At 64.2% G+C, this 21,254-nt stretch carries 18 protein-coding genes and 1 tRNA gene; all 19 read right to left on the bottom strand.

Features of this window, described 5'->3' with window-relative positions; genetic code table 11:
- Positions 1-328 precede the first annotated feature (328 nt).
- Positions 329-1,021: a YoaK family protein gene (locus ACNA0R_RS21530; RefSeq protein WP_415828110.1), complete on the bottom strand. Its 693-nt coding sequence runs from the start codon at positions 1,019-1,021 to the stop codon at positions 329-331.
- A gap of 17 nt (positions 1,022-1,038) precedes the next feature.
- Positions 1,039-1,320, bottom strand: a complete 282-nt coding sequence (locus ACNA0R_RS21535) for a XapX domain-containing protein (RefSeq protein WP_415828111.1) — start codon at positions 1,318-1,320, stop codon at positions 1,039-1,041.
- On the bottom strand, positions 1,317-1,748 hold the full coding sequence (locus tag ACNA0R_RS21540; RefSeq protein ID WP_415828112.1) for a DoxX family membrane protein: 432 nt from the start codon (positions 1,746-1,748) through the stop codon (positions 1,317-1,319). The genes ACNA0R_RS21535 and ACNA0R_RS21540 overlap by 4 nt, the downstream gene beginning before the upstream one ends.
- Positions 1,749-1,770: 22 nt before the next feature.
- On the bottom strand, positions 1,771-3,642 hold the full coding sequence (locus ACNA0R_RS21545; protein WP_415828113.1) for an amidohydrolase: 1,872 nt from the start codon (positions 3,640-3,642) through the stop codon (positions 1,771-1,773).
- A gap of 335 nt (positions 3,643-3,977) precedes the next feature.
- Positions 3,978-4,832, bottom strand: coding sequence for a helix-turn-helix domain-containing protein (locus ACNA0R_RS21550; RefSeq protein WP_415828114.1), 855 nt, complete (start codon positions 4,830-4,832; stop codon positions 3,978-3,980).
- 108 nt (positions 4,833-4,940) lie between these two features.
- Positions 4,941-5,019 (bottom strand) — tRNA-Ile (locus tag ACNA0R_RS21555).
- A gap of 40 nt (positions 5,020-5,059) precedes the next feature.
- Positions 5,060-7,315 carry an RNA polymerase sigma factor RpoD gene (rpoD, locus tag ACNA0R_RS21560; protein ID WP_415828115.1) on the bottom strand — a complete coding sequence of 752 codons (2,256 nt, stop codon included), beginning with the start codon at positions 7,313-7,315 and terminating at the stop codon, positions 5,060-5,062.
- Positions 7,316-7,913: 598 nt separating this feature from the next.
- Positions 7,914-9,935, bottom strand: a complete 2,022-nt coding sequence (gene dnaG / locus ACNA0R_RS21565; RefSeq protein WP_415828116.1) for a DNA primase — start codon at positions 9,933-9,935, stop codon at positions 7,914-7,916.
- A 33-nt stretch (positions 9,936-9,968) separates the two neighbouring features.
- Positions 9,969-10,181, bottom strand: coding sequence for a 30S ribosomal protein S21 (gene rpsU, locus ACNA0R_RS21570; RefSeq protein WP_006218592.1), 213 nt, complete (start codon positions 10,179-10,181; stop codon positions 9,969-9,971).
- Between the two features lie 141 nt (positions 10,182-10,322).
- Positions 10,323-10,862 (bottom strand): phosphoribosyltransferase, encoded by a 540-nt coding sequence (locus ACNA0R_RS21575; RefSeq protein WP_415828117.1) that lies wholly within the window; start codon positions 10,860-10,862, stop codon positions 10,323-10,325.
- Between the two features lie 12 nt (positions 10,863-10,874).
- A complete protein-coding gene (locus ACNA0R_RS21580; protein ID WP_415828118.1) occupies positions 10,875-12,170 on the bottom strand; it encodes an adenylosuccinate synthase in 1,296 nt (431 codons plus the stop codon).
- A gap of 67 nt (positions 12,171-12,237) precedes the next feature.
- A complete protein-coding gene (locus ACNA0R_RS21585) occupies positions 12,238-13,395 on the bottom strand; it encodes an ATP phosphoribosyltransferase regulatory subunit (protein ID WP_415828119.1) in 1,158 nt (385 codons plus the stop codon).
- Between the two features lie 197 nt (positions 13,396-13,592).
- Positions 13,593-14,552: a protease modulator HflC gene (hflC, locus tag ACNA0R_RS21590; RefSeq protein ID WP_415828120.1), complete on the bottom strand. Its 960-nt coding sequence runs from the start codon at positions 14,550-14,552 to the stop codon at positions 13,593-13,595.
- A gap of 17 nt (positions 14,553-14,569) precedes the next feature.
- Entirely contained in the window at positions 14,570-15,868 is a 1,299-nt protein-coding gene (hflK, locus tag ACNA0R_RS21595) for an FtsH protease activity modulator HflK (RefSeq protein ID WP_415828121.1), read from the bottom strand.
- Complete coding sequence (gene hflX / locus ACNA0R_RS21600; protein WP_415828122.1) at positions 15,834-16,940, bottom strand: GTPase HflX; 1,107 nt, start codon at positions 16,938-16,940, stop codon at positions 15,834-15,836. Before hflX ends, hflK begins: the two co-directional genes overlap by 35 nt.
- Before the next feature lie 258 nt (positions 16,941-17,198).
- Positions 17,199-17,435: an RNA chaperone Hfq gene (gene hfq / locus ACNA0R_RS21605; RefSeq protein ID WP_066347256.1), complete on the bottom strand. Its 237-nt coding sequence runs from the start codon at positions 17,433-17,435 to the stop codon at positions 17,199-17,201.
- Between the two features lie 128 nt (positions 17,436-17,563).
- Complete coding sequence (hisC, locus tag ACNA0R_RS21610; RefSeq protein ID WP_415828123.1) at positions 17,564-18,634, bottom strand: histidinol-phosphate transaminase; 1,071 nt, start codon at positions 18,632-18,634, stop codon at positions 17,564-17,566.
- A 15-nt stretch (positions 18,635-18,649) separates the two neighbouring features.
- Positions 18,650-20,074, bottom strand: coding sequence for a ribosome biogenesis GTPase Der (gene der, locus ACNA0R_RS21615; RefSeq protein WP_415828124.1), 1,425 nt, complete (start codon positions 20,072-20,074; stop codon positions 18,650-18,652).
- 20 nt (positions 20,075-20,094) lie between these two features.
- Positions 20,095-21,252, bottom strand: coding sequence for an outer membrane protein assembly factor BamB (gene bamB / locus ACNA0R_RS21620; RefSeq protein WP_415828125.1), 1,158 nt, complete (start codon positions 21,250-21,252; stop codon positions 20,095-20,097).
- Positions 21,253-21,254: the final 2 nt, after the last annotated feature.

The raw sequence follows: 21,254 nt of genomic DNA on the forward strand, positions 1-21,254 counted from the left end.
TTAAGAGGTCCAACCAGTTGCAAGGTTGTATCGACCCGTATAAAAGCCAGCTGTCAACTTTTCGTCAGTATTGGCGTCAAGCCAGACATATCAACGGTTTGCATCTCGCTGCATACAAAAATACAAGGTGCATTAGGTTACAGCGGCAGAGGGTCGGCGCCCTTTGTACGGAAGAGTGCTTTGGTACTGTTGCGCGTCGCTTTAATGACGGTAACGCAGCATCCGTATGAGCGAACGTAGCGCAATTCCGCCACGGCTTCGGCCGTGGCGTTTTTTTTGCCTTGGGGCGGCAAGTCGGTTTATCGGCGCGGCGTGGGGGTTTCCCTTTTTAGGCAGCGCTGCGTGGACGCCGTATCGCGAGGCCCAGCAGAATGGCCGTGGGAACCAGCCCGCACCAGAAGGAAAATTGCTTGAATGCCAGGGCGCCGATGATGGCGCCGGCGGCGAAGCCCGCCACGGCCGGCAGCATCTTGCCGAGCCGGCGCCGTATGGCGGCACGCGCCTCCGGCGAGGCGCTCCGCAGGTCGACGGCATCGATAACGATCTGCGTCGTGTTGCCGGTCATGATGGTGGTGGGACCGGCTTCGGAAAGCACCGTACGGGACATCGCGTTCTGTATGCCCATGGCCGCGACGCCCAGCATGCCGCAAATCACGATACTTGGCGCCCCGGGATCGGTCACCGGTTCAGCCGCAAGGCCGGCCGCCATGAACAGCGCCAGCAGTACGCATTCGACGGCAAACAATATCGGCACGACCGGCATTGCGCGGCGGCGCAAGGCTGCTTCCAGCAGCCGCGTGCCGCCCACCGCGACGATGAAGACGGGCAGTGCCAGCAGCTTGGCCAGCAAGCCATCCGACGCGCCGATGAGTTGCACGCCGATCATGACGAAGTTGCCCGTTACATGGGCGGTGAACAGCCCGAACAGCGCCGCGAAGCCCACGACGTCCACATAGCCCGCGGTGAACGAAAGCAGCCACGCCGGCGTGTCTCCAGCGGTGGCCGTTCCGGCGGCAGGCATTCCGGTAGCCGCCGCCATCAGTGGCTCCCGTTCCCGGTATCGCAGCCCGCCTCGACACGGGCAGGCTCCTTCGGCGCGGCGCCGGTGATCTTGGGCATGCATTCCTGGCGGAACCACGCCGTCGTCACCGCTTCGCCGGCCATCATGCGCTTGACGGGCGGCAGCACCTGCTCCCCTATCAGCATGCCCAGCAGGCCGATCAGCGCGATGGCCGGAGGCGCGGGAGAGCGCACGCCCAAGAGCGAGTAAATAATGCCCACGAGTATGCCTACGGCCAGCGAGATCAGATAAACCTTCATGGATTTGCTCCAGTGATATCGTGCCAGGCCACCAGCAGGAACGCGCCCACCAGTCCCAGGTGCTCGAAGAACGCGTTCGCCATCATGAACCTGGCCTCGGGCGGCGCGCTCCAGAATCGCAACGCCAGGAAGGTGGCCGCAAGCGTGAACGCCGCCAGCGCCAGCGCGCCCAGCCAGCGCCGCCAACCCGACAGTATCATCGCCGATGCGCCCAACTCCAGCGCAATGACCGCCGCGGCCATCGGTCCGGCGGGCGCCATCCCGAAGTGCTGCATCTCCGCCACCGCGCCGGCGAAGTCGAACAGCTTCACCAGGCCGCCCTGCAGATAGGCGGAGCAGAGCAGCAGCAAGGCCAGCCACCGCAGGGATCGTGGCAGCGCGCGGCCGCCCTCGCCTCGCCGTGCCGCGGACGCCTGTGATCGTTCCATCGCCGATGTCTCCACGATGCCGTCAGAAGGCCCAGCAGGAGCAGCCCAGCGCCCCCCAGAACGTCGACGCCTCGGACGTCGGCGTACTCGTCAACCACGACCGCGCGTGCGCATGGCCATGCACCCCGCAGCTGTTCGCGCAACCGCACATGGTTTTCAGTGCCGCCTGGGCGCGCGCCCGCGGCGGCCTGGGCTGGTAGCCGCCCTGGTGGCGGACGGGCGACCAATCCGGCATGGCGGGCGGGATGTCCGGCGAATGCTTGCCGAACTCCTTGTCGCCGTAGACGACTTTGCCACCCAGCACGGTCATCACCGACGTAATGTCCTGGATCTCATCGCCCGGGACGGCAAAGTAGTCGGCCGACAGCACCGCCAGGTCGGCCAACTGCCCCACCTTGATCTGGCCTTTCTTGCCCACTTCGGACGAGAACCAGGTATTGGACTCCGTCCATAGGCGCAGCGCGGTTTCGCGATCCAGCACATTGGCCTGCGGATACATCGCCAGGCCGCCCACCGTCTTGCCAGTGGTCAGCCAGTACAGCGACACCCACGGGTTGTACGAAGCCACGCGCGTCGCGTCGGTGCCGGCGCCTACCTTCACGCCCTTCTCCAGCATTTTCTTGACGGGCGGCGTGGCTTCGGCCGCCCTGGCGCCGTAGCGCTCGACGAAGTATTCGCCCTGATAGGCCATACGGTGCTGCACGGCAATGCCGCCGCCCAGCGCGGCGATGCGATCGATGTTGCGGTCGGAAATCGTCTCGGCATGATCGAAAAACCAGTTCAAGCCATCGAAGGGCACATCGCGCGCGACCTTCTCATAGACGTCCAGCGCACGCGAAATCGTTTCGTCGTAGGTGGCATGCAAGCGCCAAGGCCAGCGCTTCTCGGCCAGCAGGCGGATCACGGGCTCGAGATCGGCCTCCATGGATGGCGGCATGTCGGGCCGTTCCACGCGGAAATCCTCGAAGTCCGCGGCCGTGTAGACCAGCATCTCGCCCGCGCCGTTATGGCGGTAGAGATCGTCGCCCTGGCCCGGCTTCACCGCGGCGGTCCAGGTGCGGAAATCGTTGAGTTCTTCGCGCGGCTTCTGCGTAAACAGGTTATAGGCCAGGCGCACCGTCAGCTGATTGGCGGCGTGGAGCTGTTCGATGACGGCATAGTCGTCCGGATAATTCTGATAGCCGCCGCCCGCATCGATGACGCCCGTCACGCCCAGGCGATTCACTTCCCGCATGAAATGGCGGGTGGAATTCAGCTGATACTCCAGCGGCAGCTTGGGCCCCTTGGCCAGCGTCGCGTACAGGATCGTGGCGTTGGGCTTGGCCAGCAGCAAGCCGGTGGGATTGCCCTGCGCATCGCGCACGATCTCGCCCCCCGGAGGGTTGGGCGTGTCCTTGCCGTAGCCGACCGCGCGCAAGGCCGCGCCGTTCAGAATCGCGCGGTCATAAAGATGCAGGATGAAGACCGGCGTATCCGGCGCGGCGGCGTTCAACTCGTCCAGCGTCGGCAGGCGCTTCTCGGCGAACTGATGCTCGGTGAATCCGCCGACCACGCGCACCCACTGCGGCGCCGGTGTACGCGCCACCTGCTCCTTCAACATGCGCATGGCGTCCGCCAGCGAACGCACACCGTCCCAGCGCAGCTCCATGTTGTAGTTCAGCCCGCCACGGATGATGTGCATATGGCTGTCGATCAGGCCCGGAATAACACGCCGGCCGTTCAGGTCGATTACCTGGGTCTTGGGGCCGGCAAGCTTCATCACATCGTCGCGGGCACCCACGCTGGTGAAGCGGCCGTCCTGCATCGCGACAGCGTCGGCCTGTGGATTGGCGCGATCGAGCGTGCTGAACTTTCCGTTGACGAGAATCAGATCCGGCACGGATGGCGCGGTCATGGCGAAACTCCTGGAGCTGATGGCGGCCGGCGCGGCGGCCGCGCCGGCGAGAAACTGGCGGCGATTGACGGGAGACATGGTACTGGGCCCCTGAAAATTGCGGCGGCATGCCCCTTACGGAAGTACGGGAGCTGTCGCGCTGCTTACGAACGAATACTGCCGCGCAAGATACCGTGGGCATCGAGGGCGGTATTGGACGAAAACGCGCGAATATGTACGAAACGGACACGCCCGATCAGGCGCTGGCAACGCGGGCGGCGCGCCTGGCGCCGCTGCTGCTGTCCCACGTGCCGCTGGCCGCGCGCCGCTAGCCGCGCGCCGCTGGCCGCGCGCCGCTATTTCACTCGCCATCTGGCTGGCGAATAGCCCGTGAACTTCTTGAACACGCGGCTGAAATGACTCTGATCCGTGAAGCCGCAGCTGCTCGCGACCGCGGCGATATGGACATCCTTGCGCAATAGCGCCTTGGCCATATCCACGCGAGCCTGCAGGATCCATTGATGCGGCGTCAGCCCCACGGAGTTATGGAAAGCCTTGGTGAAATGTCCTGCCGAAATCCCGCACTGCGCGGCGACCTCTTCAACGGAAATATTGCTCGCGACGTGATGCCGCATATAGTCGAGAACTTGTCGCTGCTGCGACGGCGTCAGCGCCGGCGCCTTCGCGCCGCGCCCCACATCGCGACCGTACGTGGCGATGAGGTGGGCCATCATGCCGCTGGTGATATGGGCGACGAAAAGACGGCTGAATTTTTCCTCAGAGTGCAGCGCCGGCGCAATAGCGCTGACCAGCGCCTGCATGGTGCGATCGATCACGCCGGCGGGATTGCGCAGCACAAAGCCGCGGCCGGCCCCGTGCCGCGCGGCGAACTCGCGCAGGTCATCATGGCTGATCTGGATGCGGAAGTTGTCGAAGGCGGACAAGTGGTGGCATTTCCACTCTTCTTCCAGGTTGGTGATGGCCAGGCCGCCGGCGTGATGCGCGCCCTGGTACACCAGCTTGCCCGACCGCCAAAGCTTATGCGAACGAAAAGGCCGGGCCTGCACGATGATGGACGTGCGCCGGGCGACCGGCACTTCGATAGGCTGGGACAGTGGTCCGAGCGACTGTGCTCGCTCGACCTGGAAGAGGCCCGCTTCCAGTTTCCATAACCTGCGCGCCACCGATCCGGGGGTATCCGCTGATGCCATGCGTGTTCAATGCCTGGGTAAGACAAGAAGTGCTTATTTAAGCAGGTCTGGCGGCATCGGAAAAAGAAAAAGGGCTTGCAACGCGAACGTTGCAAGCCCCGGATTTGCTGGTAGGCCCCCCGAGAGTCGAACTCGGCACCAACGGATTATGAGTCCGCTGCTCTAACCAGGCATGAGCTAGAGGCCCTTATTGATCTTTTATCCTGCTCGCGGGCGCGCCCTTATCCTTACTGGCCTTCCAGGAAGCTCTTGAGCTTGTCGGCACGGCTGGGATGACGCAGCTTGCGCAAGGCCTTGGCTTCTATTTGGCGGATCCGTTCGCGGGTGACGTCGAACTGCTTGCCGACTTCTTCCAGCGTCTGATCGGTGCTCATTTCGATGCCGAAGCGCATGCGCAAGACCTTGGCCTCGCGCGGAGTCAGAGAGTCTAGCACTTCCTTGACCACATCGCGCATGGAACCGTGCAAAGCGGCATCCGAAGGCGCCAGCGTCGCCGTATCTTCAATGAAATCGCCCAGGTGCGAATCATCGTCGTCGCCGATGGGCGTCTCCATGGAGATCGGTTCCTTGGCGATCTTCAGGATCTTGCGGATCTTGTCTTCCGGCATGTCCATCTTCTGCGCCAGCGTCGCGGGATCGGGCTCGGCGCCCGTTTCCTGCAGGATCTGGCGGCTGATCCGGTTCATCTTGTTGATCGTTTCGATCATGTGAACCGGAATACGGATGGTCCTGGCCTGGTCGGCGATCGAACGCGTGATGGCCTGGCGGATCCACCACGTGGCGTACGTGGAGAACTTGTAGCCGCGCCGGTATTCGAACTTGTCCACCGCCTTCATCAAGCCGATGTTGCCTTCCTGGATCAGATCCAGGAATTGCAAGCCACGGTTGGTGTACTTCTTGGCGATGGAAATCACCAGACGCAGGTTGGCCTCGGTCATCTCGCGCTTGGCCTTGCGGGCCTTGGCTTCGCCAGTGGCCATGCGCTTGTTGACTTCCTTCAGGTCCTTCAACGGCAGGACGACGCGCGCCTGCAGGTCGATCAACTTCTGCTGCAGTTCCTGCACGGCCGGCACCTGGCGTTCCAGGGTTTCGGCGTATGGATGGCCCGCGGCGACTTCGTCCACCACCCACTGCAGGTTGGTCTCGTTGCCGGGGAACACCTTGATGAAATGCGAGCGCGGCATGCCGGCGCGGTCCACGCAGGTGTGCAGGACGGCGCGTTCCAGCTGGCGCACTTCCTCGACCTGGTTGCGCAGGGTGTCGGCCAGGCGCTCCACCATCTTGGCGGTGAAGCGGATGCCCATGAGCTCGTTCTGGATCGCTTCCTGCGCCTTCAGGTAGGCGTCGGAACGATAGCCGTCCTGTTCGTAGGCGCCGCGCATTTTTTCGAACTGCTTGGCCACTTCATCGAACTTGGCCAGCGCCTTGACGCGCAGGTCTTCCAGCTGCTTGCTGCTCATGCCGCCGGCCGGGCCGTCGTCGTTTTCGTCCTCTTCGGCCGTGACGCCGGCGCCGGCGTATTCCTCGCCGTCTTCCGGATCGACCAGGCCGTCGACCACTTCGTCGATCTGCGCCTGGCCTTCACGCACACGGGTGACATGGGCCAGGATTTCGTTGATCGTGGTCGGGCAGGCGGAGATCGCCATGACCATGTGCTTCAGGCCATCTTCGATCCGCTTGGCGATTTCGATTTCGCCTTCACGCGTCAGCAGCTCGACCGAACCCATTTCACGCATATACATGCGGACAGGATCGGTGGTGCGGCCGAAGTCGGAATCCACCGTGGTCAGCGCGGCTTCGGCTTCGTCCTCGACGTCGTCGTCGTTGGACGCCACCGGCGCGTTTTCGCTCATCAGCAGGGTCTCGGCATCGGGCGCCTGGTCGTAGACCGCGATCCCCATGTCGCTGAAGGTGCTGATGATGCCGTCAATGGCTTCGGCGTCGACCAGATCGTCAGGCAGATGGTCGTTGATTTCGCCATACGTCAGATAGCCGCGGTCCTTGCCCAGCTTGATGAGCTGCTTGAGGCGGTTGCGGCGCGCTTCGTATTCTTCGGCGCTGACGGGACCGCGAGCGATCAGATCCTTGGGATCGCCCTTGCCCCGCTTGCCGCCACGCTTGACGGGCTTGAGTTCGGGCAGCACTTCGCCTTCGCCGTCGCCGGCGTCACCGAAATCGGCGTCGTCGTTGTTCTGGTTCTTGGCGGGCCGGCCGGGACGGCGGCCGCTGGGCACGGACGCAGGACGGCCGACCAGCTCGGCCAGCTTGTCTTCGGCTTTTTTCGCCTTGGCGGCCTTGTCCGGCGAGTCCGCCTTGGCGGCCTTCTTCGCGGCGGGAGTCTTCACGGCAGCGGACTTGGGCGCAACCTTGACGGCCGCTTTGGCCGATGTCTTTTCCGCCGCCTTGCTGGCAGCGCGCCTGGCCGTTTTGGCTTCTTCGGCCATTTCAACTGCAGAGGAGGTTTTGCCGATGGATTTGGTCATAGTCGCTTCCGTGGTCGTTGCAGGCGAAAAGCCTACCGCACCGCTATCGACGGCCCGGGCTAAGCCCTGGCCGGGTCAAGACGCGTACTTTTAAAACTAACAACAGTGCTTGGGAATCGGCCGTACGTCACGACCCATGCGCGAAGATTGCAGAAAGCCCTCTAGGGGCGAGGCTGCGAGCCGAATATTGGCATGGTGCGGCACCTTGTCTTGCAGTCTTCCGGCACATGTGCCGCGGCTTCCGCCCCATCCCCGATCGGGCACGCAAGAATTTCCGTCCCGCGCCACCCGATCAATTGGGCCCTGCCTTTCCTGATTTCTGGTACCTTGGGTAATGTCGTGTCAATGCTTTGTTACGTTGCCTTCGGTAGAATGGACGCAGTCGTCTACGACATCACCCTGGCGAGACAACGCATCCAATATGGCCTATAACGGCTGGCGTATACGGGCAGCACCGGGCAACATCACCCGACACACCGGCCGGCAACACCACCCGACAACACCGCCTCGCAGGCACCACTATTAGACAAGGCCGGAACCGTCTGGTTCTGGCTGCTCGCCGTGGCGAAGCTCTGGCACGTCAGGAAAACCCTTGATTTTACCCTATTGAGCTGCTGCCGGCATGCTTAATTGCCGCCAAACGCCTCGAAAGCTCCTGATAACGCTGCCTATCCTCTTCAGTTTGCAGTCCTGACCGCGCCAATTCGTCGATTTCAGCCCGAATGGCGCCGAATTCGATGCGGTGCAAGGCGTCGTCCCATTCGGCCTGCGGGTTCGGAAGTTCCTCCTCCCCCACGAGGTCCGCGCTCATGCTGCGCAGCACCAGCTGAATATCCGATTCCGGTTCCGCCGCCTCCAGTAACGCGCCCAGGTGGCGCGCGCCACTGCGCTGCGCCAGGACAACCAGATCGCGCACCATACCCAGATGGGGCCCGTGATCCAATACTTCAAGCTGCTGGTCGCCCATGGAATCGACCAGTTCGGGATGCGATAACAACAGCCGCAGCAGGCGCTTCGCCATCGTCGGGACAGGTCGGCGCGGCTCGATCACGCCGCCTACCCGGTCCTTGTCGTCACGACGGGACCATTTACCGCCCTGCCCGCCGCCTCGGCCGCCGGCATTGAACCCTCGACCGCCGAAACGGCGTTTACCTTCGCCACCGCCTGGTTCCCATGCCGGCTCTTCCATGCCGTCGACGATGGGTTCATAGGCAAAATCGGGCGGCGCATGGCCGTCCATGCCGACGTCAAACGGCGCATCGGCTTCAGTCCTGGACGGCGCCCCGCCAGCGCCATGCCCGGCCGCCGGCTGCGCCGCTGGCGGCCCGACGGGCTGGGCCAGCGCCTGCGCGACCTCTTCCGGCGTCAATTGCACCAGCTTGCCCAGTTCGCGCTCGATCTGGGTTTTCAGCCCACAAGCCGGAATCGCGGCCAGCAGCGGCTTGGCTTCGTGCATGCAGGCGGCGCGCCCTTCCGCTTCCGCCAGATTGTGACGCGATGCCAGCTCATCCAGCAGGAAACGCGACAAGGCTGTCGCTTCGCCCAAACTGGCGCGGAAGGCTTCGGCGCCGAATTCCCTGACATAGGAGTCCGGGTCATGCTCGGCCGGCAGAAACAGGAAGCGCAGATTAATATCGTCGCGCAGCACCGGCAGGCAGGCCTGTAGCGCGCGCCATGCGGCACGGCGCCCGGCCTTGTCGCCGTCGAAGCTGAAGACCACTCGATCACTGGCCCGTAACAGCTTTTTGACGTGGTCCGGCGTAGTGGAGGTGCCCAGCGTGGCTACCGCATTACCCAGGCCCAGTTGCGCCAGGCCGACCACGTCCATATAGCCTTCGACCACGATGACCTGGCCTTCCGTGCGTATGGCTTGCCGCGCCTCCCACAGGCCGTACAGCTCCTGGCCTTTGGAAAAAATGGGAGTTTCCGGCGAATTCAGATACTTGGGCTCGCCCTTGCCGATAATGCGCCCGCCGAAACCAATCAATACGCCGCGCGCATTCCGGATAGGGAACATGACCCGTTCGCGGAAGCGATCGTAACGCCGACCGTCCTCGGACTCGATGACCAGGCCGGACTCGACCAGCACGGGATCGTCGTAGCGGCTGAACACCTGCGCCAGCCCCTGGCGATCGGTGCCGGACCAGCCCAGGCCGAAGTGACGGGCGATTTCCCCCGTCAGGCCCCGTTGTTTCAGATACCGGATCGCCGGCGCGGACGTGCGCAACTGCTTCAGGTAGAAAGCCTGGGCGGCTTCCAGCACCTGGGTATGACGCGAGACTTCTTCTTTGCGCCGCGCCGATTCAGCGCGCTGCCGCGGGCTGCGATCTTCTTCCGGTACGGCCATGCCGGCGGAGCCCGCCAGCGTGCGCACGGCTTCCGGAAAGCTGGCGCCGGTGTGCTCCATCAGGAAAGTGATGGCGCTGCCATGCGCGCCGCAACCAAAGCAGTGATAGAACTGCTTGGCAGGGCTTACCGTGAAGGAAGGACTTTTCTCGTTGTGAAAGGGGCACAGGCCCAGCAGGTTGGCCCCGCCCTTACGCAACTGCACATAACGCCCGACCACATCGACAACGTCGACTCGGGCGAGAAGTTCCTGTATGAATGAGTCCGGAATCAACCGATTAGGATCGATTCAGATCGATCCGGAAAATCAATACAGGCGCGGGGGCAGCTGTTGGCTACGAATCCGCTTGTAGTGGCGCTTCACCGCGGCGGCGTGCTTGCGCTTGCGTTCCGCCGTGGGCTTCTCGTAGAACTCGCGCGAACGCAGTTCGGTCAGAAGACCCGTTTTTTCGATGGTGCGCTTGAAGCGGCGCAGGGCAGCTTCGAACGGTTCGTTTTCCTTCAGACGGACAATAGGCATAGGTTTGAACGAGAGTTGGACAAAAGGAGCGACCCAGTCCGGACTACAGTCCGTAGTACTGATCCGCAGACGAGTCGGCAGTACACGCCTGTAGCGAACTAAAAGTCCACTCGGTAACAGGAGATTCTAGCACGCCAGGGATCAGGACGTCGAGCCCTTCCTGCTCCAGGCTTCCAATTGGTGCGGGCGCAGGCTGTCGTATTCCTCGAAAGGCTGATGTATCCAGGGGTTGGTCATCAGCTTTTCCATGTAGTAATCGGGGACAGCCTGGGAGTGGCCTTTCCACCACAGGACGGCGCTGCGCAGCTCCGTGATGGCGGGAAACTGCTGGCGCAGATGATCCAGCACCCGATTGAAGGTCAGCCCGGTATCGACCATATCGTCCACCAGCAGAACCCGGCCGGCCAAGGTGCCGCGGGTGATCGTGATGAACTGGGCGATATCCAGGGCCCCCTGCTTGGTGCCGGCGGCTTCGCGGTAGCTGCTGGTGGCCAGGATGCCCAGCGGCACGTCGAAAATGCGCGACAGCACGTCCCCCACCCGTACGCCGCCCCGCGCCAGGCACAGGATCTGGTCGAACTTCCAGCCGGACTGATAGACCTTCAGGGCCAGTTGTTCGATCAGGCGGTGATACTCGTCCCAACTGACCCAGAGATCTTTGTCGGTACTGGGTAGAGCCATGGCGGTACGCTCCTAGCCTTTCAGCGGGTGACGCAGGACGATGGTCTCGGTGCGGTCGGGACCGGTGGATACCAGGTCGATCGGCACTTCGCATACCTGCGCGACGCGCTCCAGATAGGCGCGCGCGGCGGCGGGCAGTTTTTCGTATTCGGTGATACCGACGGTCGACTCGGACCAGCCCGGCAGCTCTTCGAATACCGGTTCCGCCTGGGCCACCTGCACGGCGCCGTAAGGCAGCACATCGCGGAACTCGCCGTTGACCCGATAGCCCACGCCCAGGCGTATCGTTTCCAGCCCGTCCAGCACATCCAGCTTGGTGATGCAAAGACCGCTGATGCCATTCAGGCGCACCGAGCGTTTCAGGGCGGCGCCGTCGAACCAGCCGCAACGGCGCGGACGGCCGGTCACCGAACCGAATTCCTTGCCGATGTTGGCCAGCCGGGCACCGACTTCGTCCAGCAGTTCGGTCGGAAACGGTCCCGAGCCGACACGCGTGGTGTATGCCTTGGTGATGCCCAATACGTAGTCCAGCGATTGCGGACCGACGCCGGCGCCGGCCGCGGCCGCGCCGGCGATGCAGTTGCTGCTGGTGACGTAGGGATAGGTGCCGTGATCGACGTCCAGCAGCGCACCCTGGGCGCCTTCGAACAACAGGCGCTGGCCGGCCTTTTGCGCGGCGAACAGATTGCTGGACACGTCGCGCACCATGGGCGCGATAGCCGGCGCCAGGGCCATGGCCTGGTCGCGAACCTGGCTGGCGGACACGGCTTCCCCGCCCAGATATTGGGTCAGCACGAAGTTATGGTAGTCCAGCAGCTCTTCCAGCTTCTGGTCGAAAAGCGCGGGCTCGAACAGGTCCTGCACCCGCAGCGCGCGCCGGGCGATCTTGTCCTCGTACGCCGGGCCGATGCCGCGTCCGGTCGTGCCGATCTTGCCCTCGCCCTTGCGCTTTTCGCGGGCCTGGTCGATAGCGACGTGATACGGCAGGATCAGCGGGCAGATTTCGGAAATCTGCAGGCGCGAACGGACGTCCAGGCCGGCGGCCTCCAGCTCTTCGATTTCCTTGAGCAGGGCTTCCGGGGACAGCACCACGCCATTGCCGATGTAGCACGTTACGCCGGCATGCATGATGCCGGAGGGAATCAGGCGCAGGATGGTCTTCTTGCCGTTGATCCACAACGTATGGCCGGCATTGTGGCCGCCCTGGAAACGCACGACGCCGTGGACGGACTCCGCCAGCCAGTCGACGATTTTTCCTTTGCCTTCGTCACCCCACTGGGTGCCGATGATGACTACGTTCTTGCTCATGATCGAAAATGAATATCGAGTTTCGCGGCAAACCGCGGATCCGTCGGGCCCTCTGAAGAGGGATGAGTCAAAGGTTGCGAATCTTCCAGGCGCCGTCCTGCAGCGCCAGTTCGCGGTCGCAGATGAATTCGTCCTGGTCGTGCTCATGGCCCGGCAGGACCTGCACCACGATTTCACCGGCCTGGCGCAAGGCGCGCACCGCCGCCACCAGCGCGGCATCCTGGCCCCAGGGCGCCCGCACCGCGCGCGAGCGTTCCGCCGGTGGCAAGCCGGCGGCCAGCTTGCGCAGATCCAGGCTGAAACCGGTAGCGGGCCGGGCGCGGCCGAATACGCGGCTGACGTCGTCATAGCGCCCGCCGCTGACCAGCGCGTCGTGCCAGCCTTCGGCATACAGGGCGAAGGTCACGCCGGAGTGGTAGCCATAGCCGCGCACGTCGGCCAGGTCTATGCTGGCGTGCAGTTCCGGCAAGGCGCGCAGCAGCGCTTCCAGCGCGTCCAGCGCCTGGGCGATGCCCGGCAAGGGCGGCAATTCAGCGCGCGCGCGCGCCAAGGTGCCGATATCGCCGTAGAGCCCGGTCAGCGCGCGCAGGGCCTGGATCGTCTGCGCGCCCGGACCGTCGGGACGAAGGCCCAGGTCCAGCAGGCCCGGCACGTCCTTGTCGCGCAGCAAGGCATGGATTTGCGCGCCATGGGGCCGCGCCGCGGGATCGGCGTCGATGATGGCCCGCACCACGCCGGGATGGCAGAGATCCAGCCGCGGCTGGCGCACCCCGGCGATCGTCACCGTATCGAGCACCAGCCGCAGGATTTCGATATCCGCCTCCACGCCCGCGTGGCCGTAGATTTCCGCGCCGATCTGCAGCAATTCGCGATTGGACAGCAGATCCGCCGGCCGCGCATGCAGGACCGTGCCGCAATAGCACAAGCGCGTCACGCCGGCGCGATTCAGCAGGTGCGCATCGATGCGCGACACCTGCGGCGTCATGTCCGCCCGCACGCCCAGCGTCCGGCCGGAAAGCTGGTCGACCAGCTTGCTGGTGCGCAAGTCCAGGTCGGTGCCGGTGCCGGACAGTAGGGAATCGATGTATTCCACCAGGGGCGGGGCGACCAGCTCGAAACCGTAGGTGCGGTACAGATCCAGCAGTTCGCGACGCAGTTCCTCGATGCGCCGGGCCTCAGCGGGCAGAATGTCCGCCAGACGCTCCGGGAGCAACCAGTTACCCATGTTAATTACCTGATCCTGCCTGAAGATGAGGACGCGGCCGCGGCACCGATAGCCGGCATCGCGTAGGCAACGCCCAAACGAAAAAGCGGCTGAGGGGCGTAAGCCCGCTCAGCCGCTGCGGAATGTTTTAAAGCTTACGGGGTATTGTACATGGTTCGGAGGCTCGCGCCAGCCCGTGTACCCTGCCCCGGCTCCCGCTATTTCCTGCTGTCCGGCGAGGCAGCCGGCGGCGTGGCGGGCGTCGTGCTGCCCGGAATGCCGCCCAGGGTGCCGCTGGGCGCGCCCGGCACGCCCACGGATGACTTGAAGAACTGGAAGAATTCGGACGTCGGGTCCACGACCAGCAGGTCGCCCAGCTTGGAGAAGGACGAACGATAGGCTTCCAGGCTCTTGTAGAAGGTGTAGAAGACCGGATCCTTGCCATAGGATTCGGCATAGATGCTGCTGGCGCGGGCATCGCCCTCGCCCATGATGGCCTGCGACTTGGCGTAGGCATCGGCCAGGATTTCCTCGCGCTTGCGATCGGCTTCGGCGCGGATTTTTTCGCCTTCCGCGGCACCGATGGAACGCAGCTCATTGGCCACGCGCTTGCGTTCGGCTTCCATGCGGCGATAGACCGACTCGGAGATTTCCGGCGCGAATTCGATGCGGCGCAGGCGGACGTCGACGATCTGCACGCCCAGCGGAGCGGCGCGCTTGGCGACGTTGGACAGGATTTCCGCCATGACCTTTTCGCGCTCGGCCGACACCACGTCCTTGACGGTGCGGATGTTGACCGCGGCGTTCAACGCATCGCGAATCTGGGCCTGCAGCCGCTCCTGGGCGGCGCGCTCGTTGCCGCCGAAGGTAACGTAGTACAGGCGCGGATCGGCAATGCGCCACTTGACGTAGGAGTCGATCAGCAGGTTCTTCTTTTCGGCCGTCTGGATGCGTTCGGCATCGGTGGACTCGATGGTGAGGATGCGCTTGTCCAGCGTAACGACGTTCTGGAACGGCGGCGGAGCCTTGAAGTAAAGACCGGGCTCGCTGATGACCTTGCGCACCTCGCCCAGGGAGAACACCAGGGCGTAGTCGCGTTCGCGGACAATGAAGACGCAGGAGGAAAGCGCGGCCAGGATAATGAGCAGGCCGACCAATATGGGCAGTAGACGTTGCATGTTCGGGGCTCCTCCGGTTAGCGCGACAAGCGATCGCGGGTCAGCGTGTTGCCGCTGCCGGGGTTGCCGGATGATGTCCCAGGTATGGGGCGGGGCGATGGCGGAATGGTCGGCTGGCTGGCGCCGGGCAGGCTCAGGGACCCGGACGGAGGCGACTGCTTGCCGGCCTCCTGCGCGGCCTGCTGGATGATCTTGTCGATCGGCAGGTAGACGACATTGTTGCCGCCGCGGGTGTCGATCATGACCTTGCTGGCGCGCGAGAAGATTTCCTCCATCGTTTCCAGGTACATGCGCTCGCGCATGACGGCGGGCGACTTGCGGTATTCGCTGACCACGCTGTTGAAGCGCGCGGTATTACCCGTGGCGTCACCCACGACCTTGGCCTTGTAGCCTTCGGCCTCCTGGATCATGCGCGATGCCTGGCCGGCGGCCAGCGGCACGACCTGGTTGGCATAGGCTTCGCCTTCGTTGATCTGGCGTTCGCGATCCTGGCCGGCCTTGACGGCGTCGTCGAAAGCGGCCTGCACCTGTTCGGGCGGCTGAACGTTCTGGATGGCCACGGTGCTGACCTGGATGCCGGTGTCGTAGCGGTCCAGGATCTGCTGCATCAACGCCTGCACCTGCGTCGCCACGTTGGTACGGCCTTCGTAAAGGACATAGTCCATGGGCTGCTTGCCGACGACTTCGCGCATGGCGGTTTCAGCGGCCTGACGGACCGATTCGTCCGGATCGCGAGTGCGGAACAGATAGTCGGGCGCGCCGTCTGCGCGCAGGCGGTACTGCACCACGAACTGCATATCGACGATATTTTCGTCGGTGGTCAGCATGAGCGCTTCGGGCAGCACTTTATTGCGCGAACTGCCGCGGAAACCGACCTCGAAGGTCCGCAGCTGGGACACGTTGACGATTTCCTGATTCTGGATCGGATAGGGCAGGCGCCATTGGAAGCCGGCCTGCGCCGTCTTGTGGTACTTGCCGAACTGGGTGACCACGGCCACCTGGCCTTCCTGCACGATGTAGAAACCGCTGGCCAGCCAGAGGGCGACCAGCACCAGGATAATCAGGCCGGCGCCGATGCGCGCGTTGCGCGGCCCGTTGCCTCCGCCGGTACCGGCGGGGCCGCCGGGACGGCCACCCTGGTTGCCCTTGCGGCCGAACAAGGCCGCTATGCGATTGTTGAAATCGCGCCAGACCTCGTCCAGGTCGGGGGGGCCATCGCCGCTGCCTTGCGGACGCCGGGGAGGTTCGGAACCGTTCTGGTTGCCACGACCCCAGCCTGGATCATTCAGATTGAACAGTTTGGATATTGGACGCATTATTTCCCGCAATCTGACCAGCCTGTGCAATTGCCGCGCGCAACGCATCCAGACCGGCGCGCTCGGCGGCGCTGACAAACACCCGCGCAATCGTACCATGGGCATTCTGTTCGACCCTGGGGGGTAGTCCCAGGAGGTCGATCTTGTTATAGACCATGATGACCGGGATATCGCCCGCACCGATTTCGTTCAGGACTTTCTGGACTTCCAGGATCTGTTCATCGCGCTGCGGACTGGCGGCATCCACCACGTGCAGCAGCAGATCGGCATGCACGGTTTCTTCCAGCGTGGCGCGGAAGGCGGCGATGAGCGTAGGTGGCAGATCGCCGATGAAACCCACCGTATCGGACAGCACCACGGAGCCGGCGCCTTCGATCCAGATGCGCCGCGTGGTGGTGTCCAGGGTCGCGAACAACTGGTCGGCGGCGTAGGCGCCGGCGCGGGTCATGGCGTTGAAGAGGCTGGATTTGCCGGCGTTGGTATAGCCGACCAGGGAAACCGACAGCGCGCCGCCGCGGGCGCGCGAGCGCCGCTGCGTGACACGCTGGCGTTCGACCCGGTCGAGCCGTTCCCGCAGCACCTTGACGCGCGCGCCGATCATGCGGCGATCCATTTCCAGCTGCGATTCGCCCGGGCCACGCATGCCGATACCGCCGCGCTGGCGCTCAAGGTGGGTCCACAAGCGGGTCAGCCGCGTGGTGAGATGCTGCAACTGCGCCAGTTCGACCTGCAGCTTGCCTTCATGGCTCTTGGCGCGCAGCGCGAAGATGTCCAGGATAAGCGCGACGCGATCGACGACGCGAAGGTTGAATTCCCGTTCAAGATTGCGCTGCTGCGCGGGCGACAGGGGCTGGTCGAACAGAATGACATCGGCATCGTGCGCACGGGCGAGCAGCACGGCTTCCTGCACCTTGCCGGAGCCGATGAAGTATTTGGCGTCGGGCCGATCGCGGCGCGCCAGCACCGTGTCGACGATTTCCGCGCCGGCGCCACGGGCCAGCATGGCGAACTCCTGGGCGTGGGCCTCGAAGTCGGGATTGCCCAGGTCAACACTGATAATCAGAGCGCGCATGCAGCCTCCTGGCCGGCGCGGGCGAAACGAACGGCACGAAAAATGGGAATATGAACCGGCATGGGCGCCTGGATGGACACGGCGGGCGCGGCATGCGGAGCGATGTTGAACGGGGCCGCACAGTGAAAATGCCCGCCGACACGATAAGTGCGGCGGGCACGGAAAACACAGCGGCCATGGAGCGGCGCGGAGCCGCGCGATTGACCGTCCACGCCGCCGCCTGTCGAACAGGGGCCCACGCGACGGTCGGTCGAACGTTTATTCAGAAGGGATTTCCACCTGGAAGTTGACCGCGCGGGCGGGAACAACGGTTGAAATGGCATGCTTGTAGACCATTTGGGTCACGGTATTGCGCAGCAGCACGACGTATTGATCGAACGATTCAATCTGCCCCTGAAGCTTGATGCCGTTGACGAGATAAATGGACACGGGTACGTGATCCTTACGCAGCGTGTTCAAGAACGGATCTTGCAGAGTTTGCCCTTTATTGCTCATTGGCCAGGCTCCATTGTGTTGTTGTTCGGGGGTGTTGTTTTGATAGTGGCAGACGCCGAAATAGCTACTCTACAGGGTTTTCCCGGGCGGTGCCACTGAATGATGTGACGCAACATGACACCAAAAGTTCACACCAGAATCGTGCGCAGCGCGTGCACCAAGGCATCGCATTCCTGCTCCGTTCCGATCGAAATTCGCAGGTACTGAACGATGCGCGGATGGCTGAAATGGCGCACGATGATGCCCTTTTGCCGCAGCGCGGCAGCGAGCGCGGCGGCGTCATGCGCGGGGTGCCGCGCCAGCACGAAATTGGCGGCGGACGGGATGACATCGAAGCCCAGTCCGCGCAGCGACACGGTCAGCGCGTCGCGCGTCCGGATGACGGCCGAACGGGTGAACTCGAAGTACTCCGTGTCCTCGATCGCCGCGGTGCCGCCGGCTTCGGCCAGCCGGTCGACCGGGTAGGAATTGAAGCTGTTCTTGACTCGCTCCAGACCCTCGATCAGCGCGGCGCCGCCGATGGCGTAGCCCAGCCGCAGGCCGGCCAGCGAACGGGACTTGGACAGGGTTTGCACCACCAGCACATTGTCGTAGCGCTTGACCAGGGACACCGCCGATTCCGCCCCGAAGTCCACATAGGCTTCATCGATGACGACCACGGAGTCGGGATTGCCCGCCACGATGCGCTCGATGTCGGCCAGGGGCAGCGCGCGGCCGGTGGGCGCATTCGGGTTGGGAAACAGGATCGGCCCCTGGGGCTGGCCCGCCGCGGGCAGGTAGTCCCGCACCTCGATGCGGAAGTCCTCGGTCAAGGGGATGACCTGGTAGCGCACGCCGTACAGCCCGCAATAGACCGGGTAGAAACTGTAGGTGATGTCCGGAAAGCGCAAAGGGGCGTCGTGGCTCAGCAGCGCCTGGAAGACGATGGCGAGCACCTCGTCCGAACCGTTGCCGACGAAAATCTGCGGCAGCGCAACGCCGTAGTGGCGGGCGATGGCCTGGCGCAAGCGGTCGGACGCCGGGTCCGGGTACAGGCGCAGCGCATCGTCGCAGGCTGCCCGCAGGGCGGCCAGCACCTTGGGCGATGGCCCGTACGGGTTCTCGTTGGTATTGAGCTTGATCAGGTTCGCCAGCTTGGGCTGTTCGCCCGGAACGTAAGGGCTGAGCCCGGCGACGACGGGACTCCAGTAACGGCTCATGCTAGTCCTTGCCTGCTATTTATCTTGCACGTAGGGATTGCGCGAAGATTTGAATTCGATCCGCAGCGGCGTACCGGCCAGGTCGAAAGCGTTGCGGAAACGGGTTTCCAGGTAACGCCGGTAGGAGTCCGGCACGGCATCCAGCGCATTGCCGTGGACGATGACCAATGGCGGATTCTGGCCGCCCTGATGGGCATACCGCATCTTGGGCCGGAAGATGCCTTTGCGGGGCGGCGGCTGCTGTTCGACGGCGGCCTGCAGTTCGCGGGTGAGCCTGGGCGTGGAAAGCTTGGCGAATGCCGCGGCATGCGCGCTGTTGACCGACTTCAGCAGGGTCTTCACGCCCGCGCCCTTCAGCGCGGAAATGGTATGCACGCGCGCGAACGACAGGAAACGCAGCTTGCGTTCGAACTCGCGCTGGATGCGCTCGCGCTGGTCGGCGTCCAGGCCGTCCCATTTATTGATGGCGACCACCACGGCGCGCCCGGTTTCCAGCACGAAGCCGGCGATATGGGCGTCCTGTTCGGAGATTTCCGTTTGCGCGTCCAGCATCAGCAGCACGACATTGCTGGCCTCGATGGCCTGCAATGTCTTGATGACGGAGAACTTTTCCACCGCTTCGAAGACCTTGCCGCGCTTGCGCAGGCCGGCCGTATCGATCAGCGTGTAGCGCTTGCCGTCGCGGTCGAAGTCGATTTCGATGGCGTCGCGCGTGGTGCCGGGCATGTCGAAGGCAATCACACGCTCTTCACCCAGCAGCGTGTTGATGAGCGTGGACTTGCCGACATTGGGCCGGCCGACGATGGCCAGCTTGATCCGGTGGTCGGGCGGCGGCGCGGTGTATTTGCCTTCAGGCAGGGCCGAGTCGTCGCCGGCGTCCAGTTCGGGCTCCGCACCGGACAGCCCGGCGTCGTCGTCGGACTCCGGTTCGGGTTCAGGCTCGACCAGGCCTTCGAGCGCGCGTTCGATCAGGTCGACGATGCCGTCGCCATGCGCGGCCGAAATCGGCCAGGGCTGGCCCAGGCCCAATTCGTGGAAGTCGGTGGCGGCGGCCATGCCCATGCCTTCGGCCTTGTTGACCGCCAGCAGTATGCGGCGCTGCCCCGAGTGGCGCAGCAGATCGGCGATTTCATGGTCGTGCGCGTTCACGCCGGCACGGCCGTCCACCAGGAAAACCACCACATCGGATTCGGCGATGGCCTGGCGGGTCTGGCGCGCCATTTCGCGCAGGATGCCGTCCTTGGCCACCGGTTCGAAGCCGCCGGTGTCGATGACGATGAAGGGATAGTCCCCCACCCTGCCCTCGCCATAGTGCCGATCGCGCGTGAGACCCGAAAAATCGGCGACCAGCGCCGCGCGCGACCGCGTCAGGCGATTGAAAAGTGTGGACTTCCCGACATTGGGACGACCGACGAGAGCGACAACAGGCTTGAAGGACACGGATGAAGGGCAGTTTGGGTTCAGTTGGTACCGATCATGACCAGGTTGCCGTTCCCGGTCTGGACCAGCACGCCTTGGGATGTCGTTTGCAGCGGCGACAGCACGGCATCGCCCCCGACGGACAGACGGGCCAGCAGATGGCCATCGCTGCGCGACAGGAAGTGCACGTAGCCATCATAATCGCCCATGGCGATGGCGGGGCCGATGGCGACCGGCGCGGTCAGGCGGCGGTTGCGCAGGGCGTCCTGCTTCCAGAGTTCGCTACCGTCGCGCAGGCTATAGGCATACACGACGCTGTGCGAATCGGGCGCGTAGACCGCGTTTTCGTCGGCGCCCAGGCCGACGGCGCCGGAGAAGTCCTTCGCCCACACCGGGCGGCCGCCTTGCGAGACGTCGAAGCAGACGATGCGGCCCTGGTACGCGACCGCGCACATCAACGGCCCGATCAGGCGCGGCGCGCCGACCACGTCGTTCAGGCGCTCCAGATCGCTGCCGCCCTTGGGCGTGGCGACGGTGCCTTCCCACTGGACATTGCCGCTGTCGGCGCTGATGGCCATCATTTTGCCGCCGGGCAGACCGGCGATGACGAGGCCCTGCGCCATAATCATTTGCGTGGTGGTGCGCAGCGCCAGCGCCGGTCCGGGACGCTGCACGCTCCAGACGCGATCGCCATTGCGGGCGTCGAAAGCGGTAATGCGGTAATCACCGGTGCGGACCACGACCAGGCCGTTGTTGACGAGCGGCGGTTCGGAAATCTCGCTGGTGGCGCGGACCTTCCATTTCTGCTTGCCAGTGTCGTCGTAGGCAATGACGTCGCCGGCGTTGGAGGCGACGACGGTAGTCGTGCCGTCGCTGCCGGCGCCGGCGGTCAGGTCGGCCTTGGCATCGGTGCGCCAGATGGCGCGGCCGCTGAGCAGGTCGTATTTGCCGACCATGCCATTGGGCGTCGCGGCGTAGACGGCCTCGCCCACGACGGACGGATAGAAGCCCAGGCCACCGCCGCTGCCGATCGACACGGACCACACCTGTCGCACCGACATGCCGGGCTTGTAGTCGGTCAGCGGCGCCGGGTCATAGCGCGTATCGTCCTTGGAAAACAGCGAGCACGCGCCCAGGCTGAGCACGGCGGCAAGGCAGGCCGCAACGACGGCGGGACGACGGAAGGCAAACTTAAACATCG

This window comes from Bordetella sputigena (assembly GCF_965137885.1).
GTDB lineage: Bacteria > Pseudomonadota > Gammaproteobacteria > Burkholderiales > Burkholderiaceae_B > Bordetella_C > Bordetella_C sputigena.

Coding starts and splice junctions, on each gene's coding strand:
- ACNA0R_RS21585 (WP_415828119.1), bottom strand. CDS start 13,395: ATGGGTAACTGGTTGCTCCCGGAGCGTCTGGCGGACATTCTGCCCGCT.
- hfq (WP_066347256.1), bottom strand. CDS start 17,435: ATGAGCAATAAAGGGCAAACTCTGCAAGATCCGTTCTTGAACACGCTG.
- ACNA0R_RS21540 (WP_415828112.1), bottom strand. CDS start 1,748: ATGGAACGATCACAGGCGTCCGCGGCACGGCGAGGCGAGGGCGGCCGC.
- ACNA0R_RS21535 (WP_415828111.1), bottom strand. CDS start 1,320: ATGAAGGTTTATCTGATCTCGCTGGCCGTAGGCATACTCGTGGGCATT.
- bamB (WP_415828125.1), bottom strand. CDS start 21,252: ATGTTTAAGTTTGCCTTCCGTCGTCCCGCCGTCGTTGCGGCCTGCCTT.
- hflX (WP_415828122.1), bottom strand. CDS start 16,940: ATGCGCGCTCTGATTATCAGTGTTGACCTGGGCAATCCCGACTTCGAG.
- hisC (WP_415828123.1), bottom strand. CDS start 18,634: ATGAGCCGTTACTGGAGTCCCGTCGTCGCCGGGCTCAGCCCTTACGTT.
- ACNA0R_RS21545 (WP_415828113.1), bottom strand. CDS start 3,642: ATGACCGCGCCATCCGTGCCGGATCTGATTCTCGTCAACGGAAAGTTC.
- hflC (WP_415828120.1), bottom strand. CDS start 14,552: ATGCAACGTCTACTGCCCATATTGGTCGGCCTGCTCATTATCCTGGCC.
- ACNA0R_RS21575 (WP_415828117.1), bottom strand. CDS start 10,862: ATGGCTCTACCCAGTACCGACAAAGATCTCTGGGTCAGTTGGGACGAG.
- rpsU (WP_006218592.1), bottom strand. CDS start 10,181: ATGCCTATTGTCCGTCTGAAGGAAAACGAACCGTTCGAAGCTGCCCTG.
- ACNA0R_RS21530 (WP_415828110.1), bottom strand. CDS start 1,021: ATGCCTGCCGCCGGAACGGCCACCGCTGGAGACACGCCGGCGTGGCTG.
- ACNA0R_RS21550 (WP_415828114.1), bottom strand. CDS start 4,832: ATGGCATCAGCGGATACCCCCGGATCGGTGGCGCGCAGGTTATGGAAA.
- hflK (WP_415828121.1), bottom strand. CDS start 15,868: ATGCGTCCAATATCCAAACTGTTCAATCTGAATGATCCAGGCTGGGGT.
- ACNA0R_RS21580 (WP_415828118.1), bottom strand. CDS start 12,170: ATGAGCAAGAACGTAGTCATCATCGGCACCCAGTGGGGTGACGAAGGC.
- rpoD (WP_415828115.1), bottom strand. CDS start 7,315: ATGACCAAATCCATCGGCAAAACCTCCTCTGCAGTTGAAATGGCCGAA.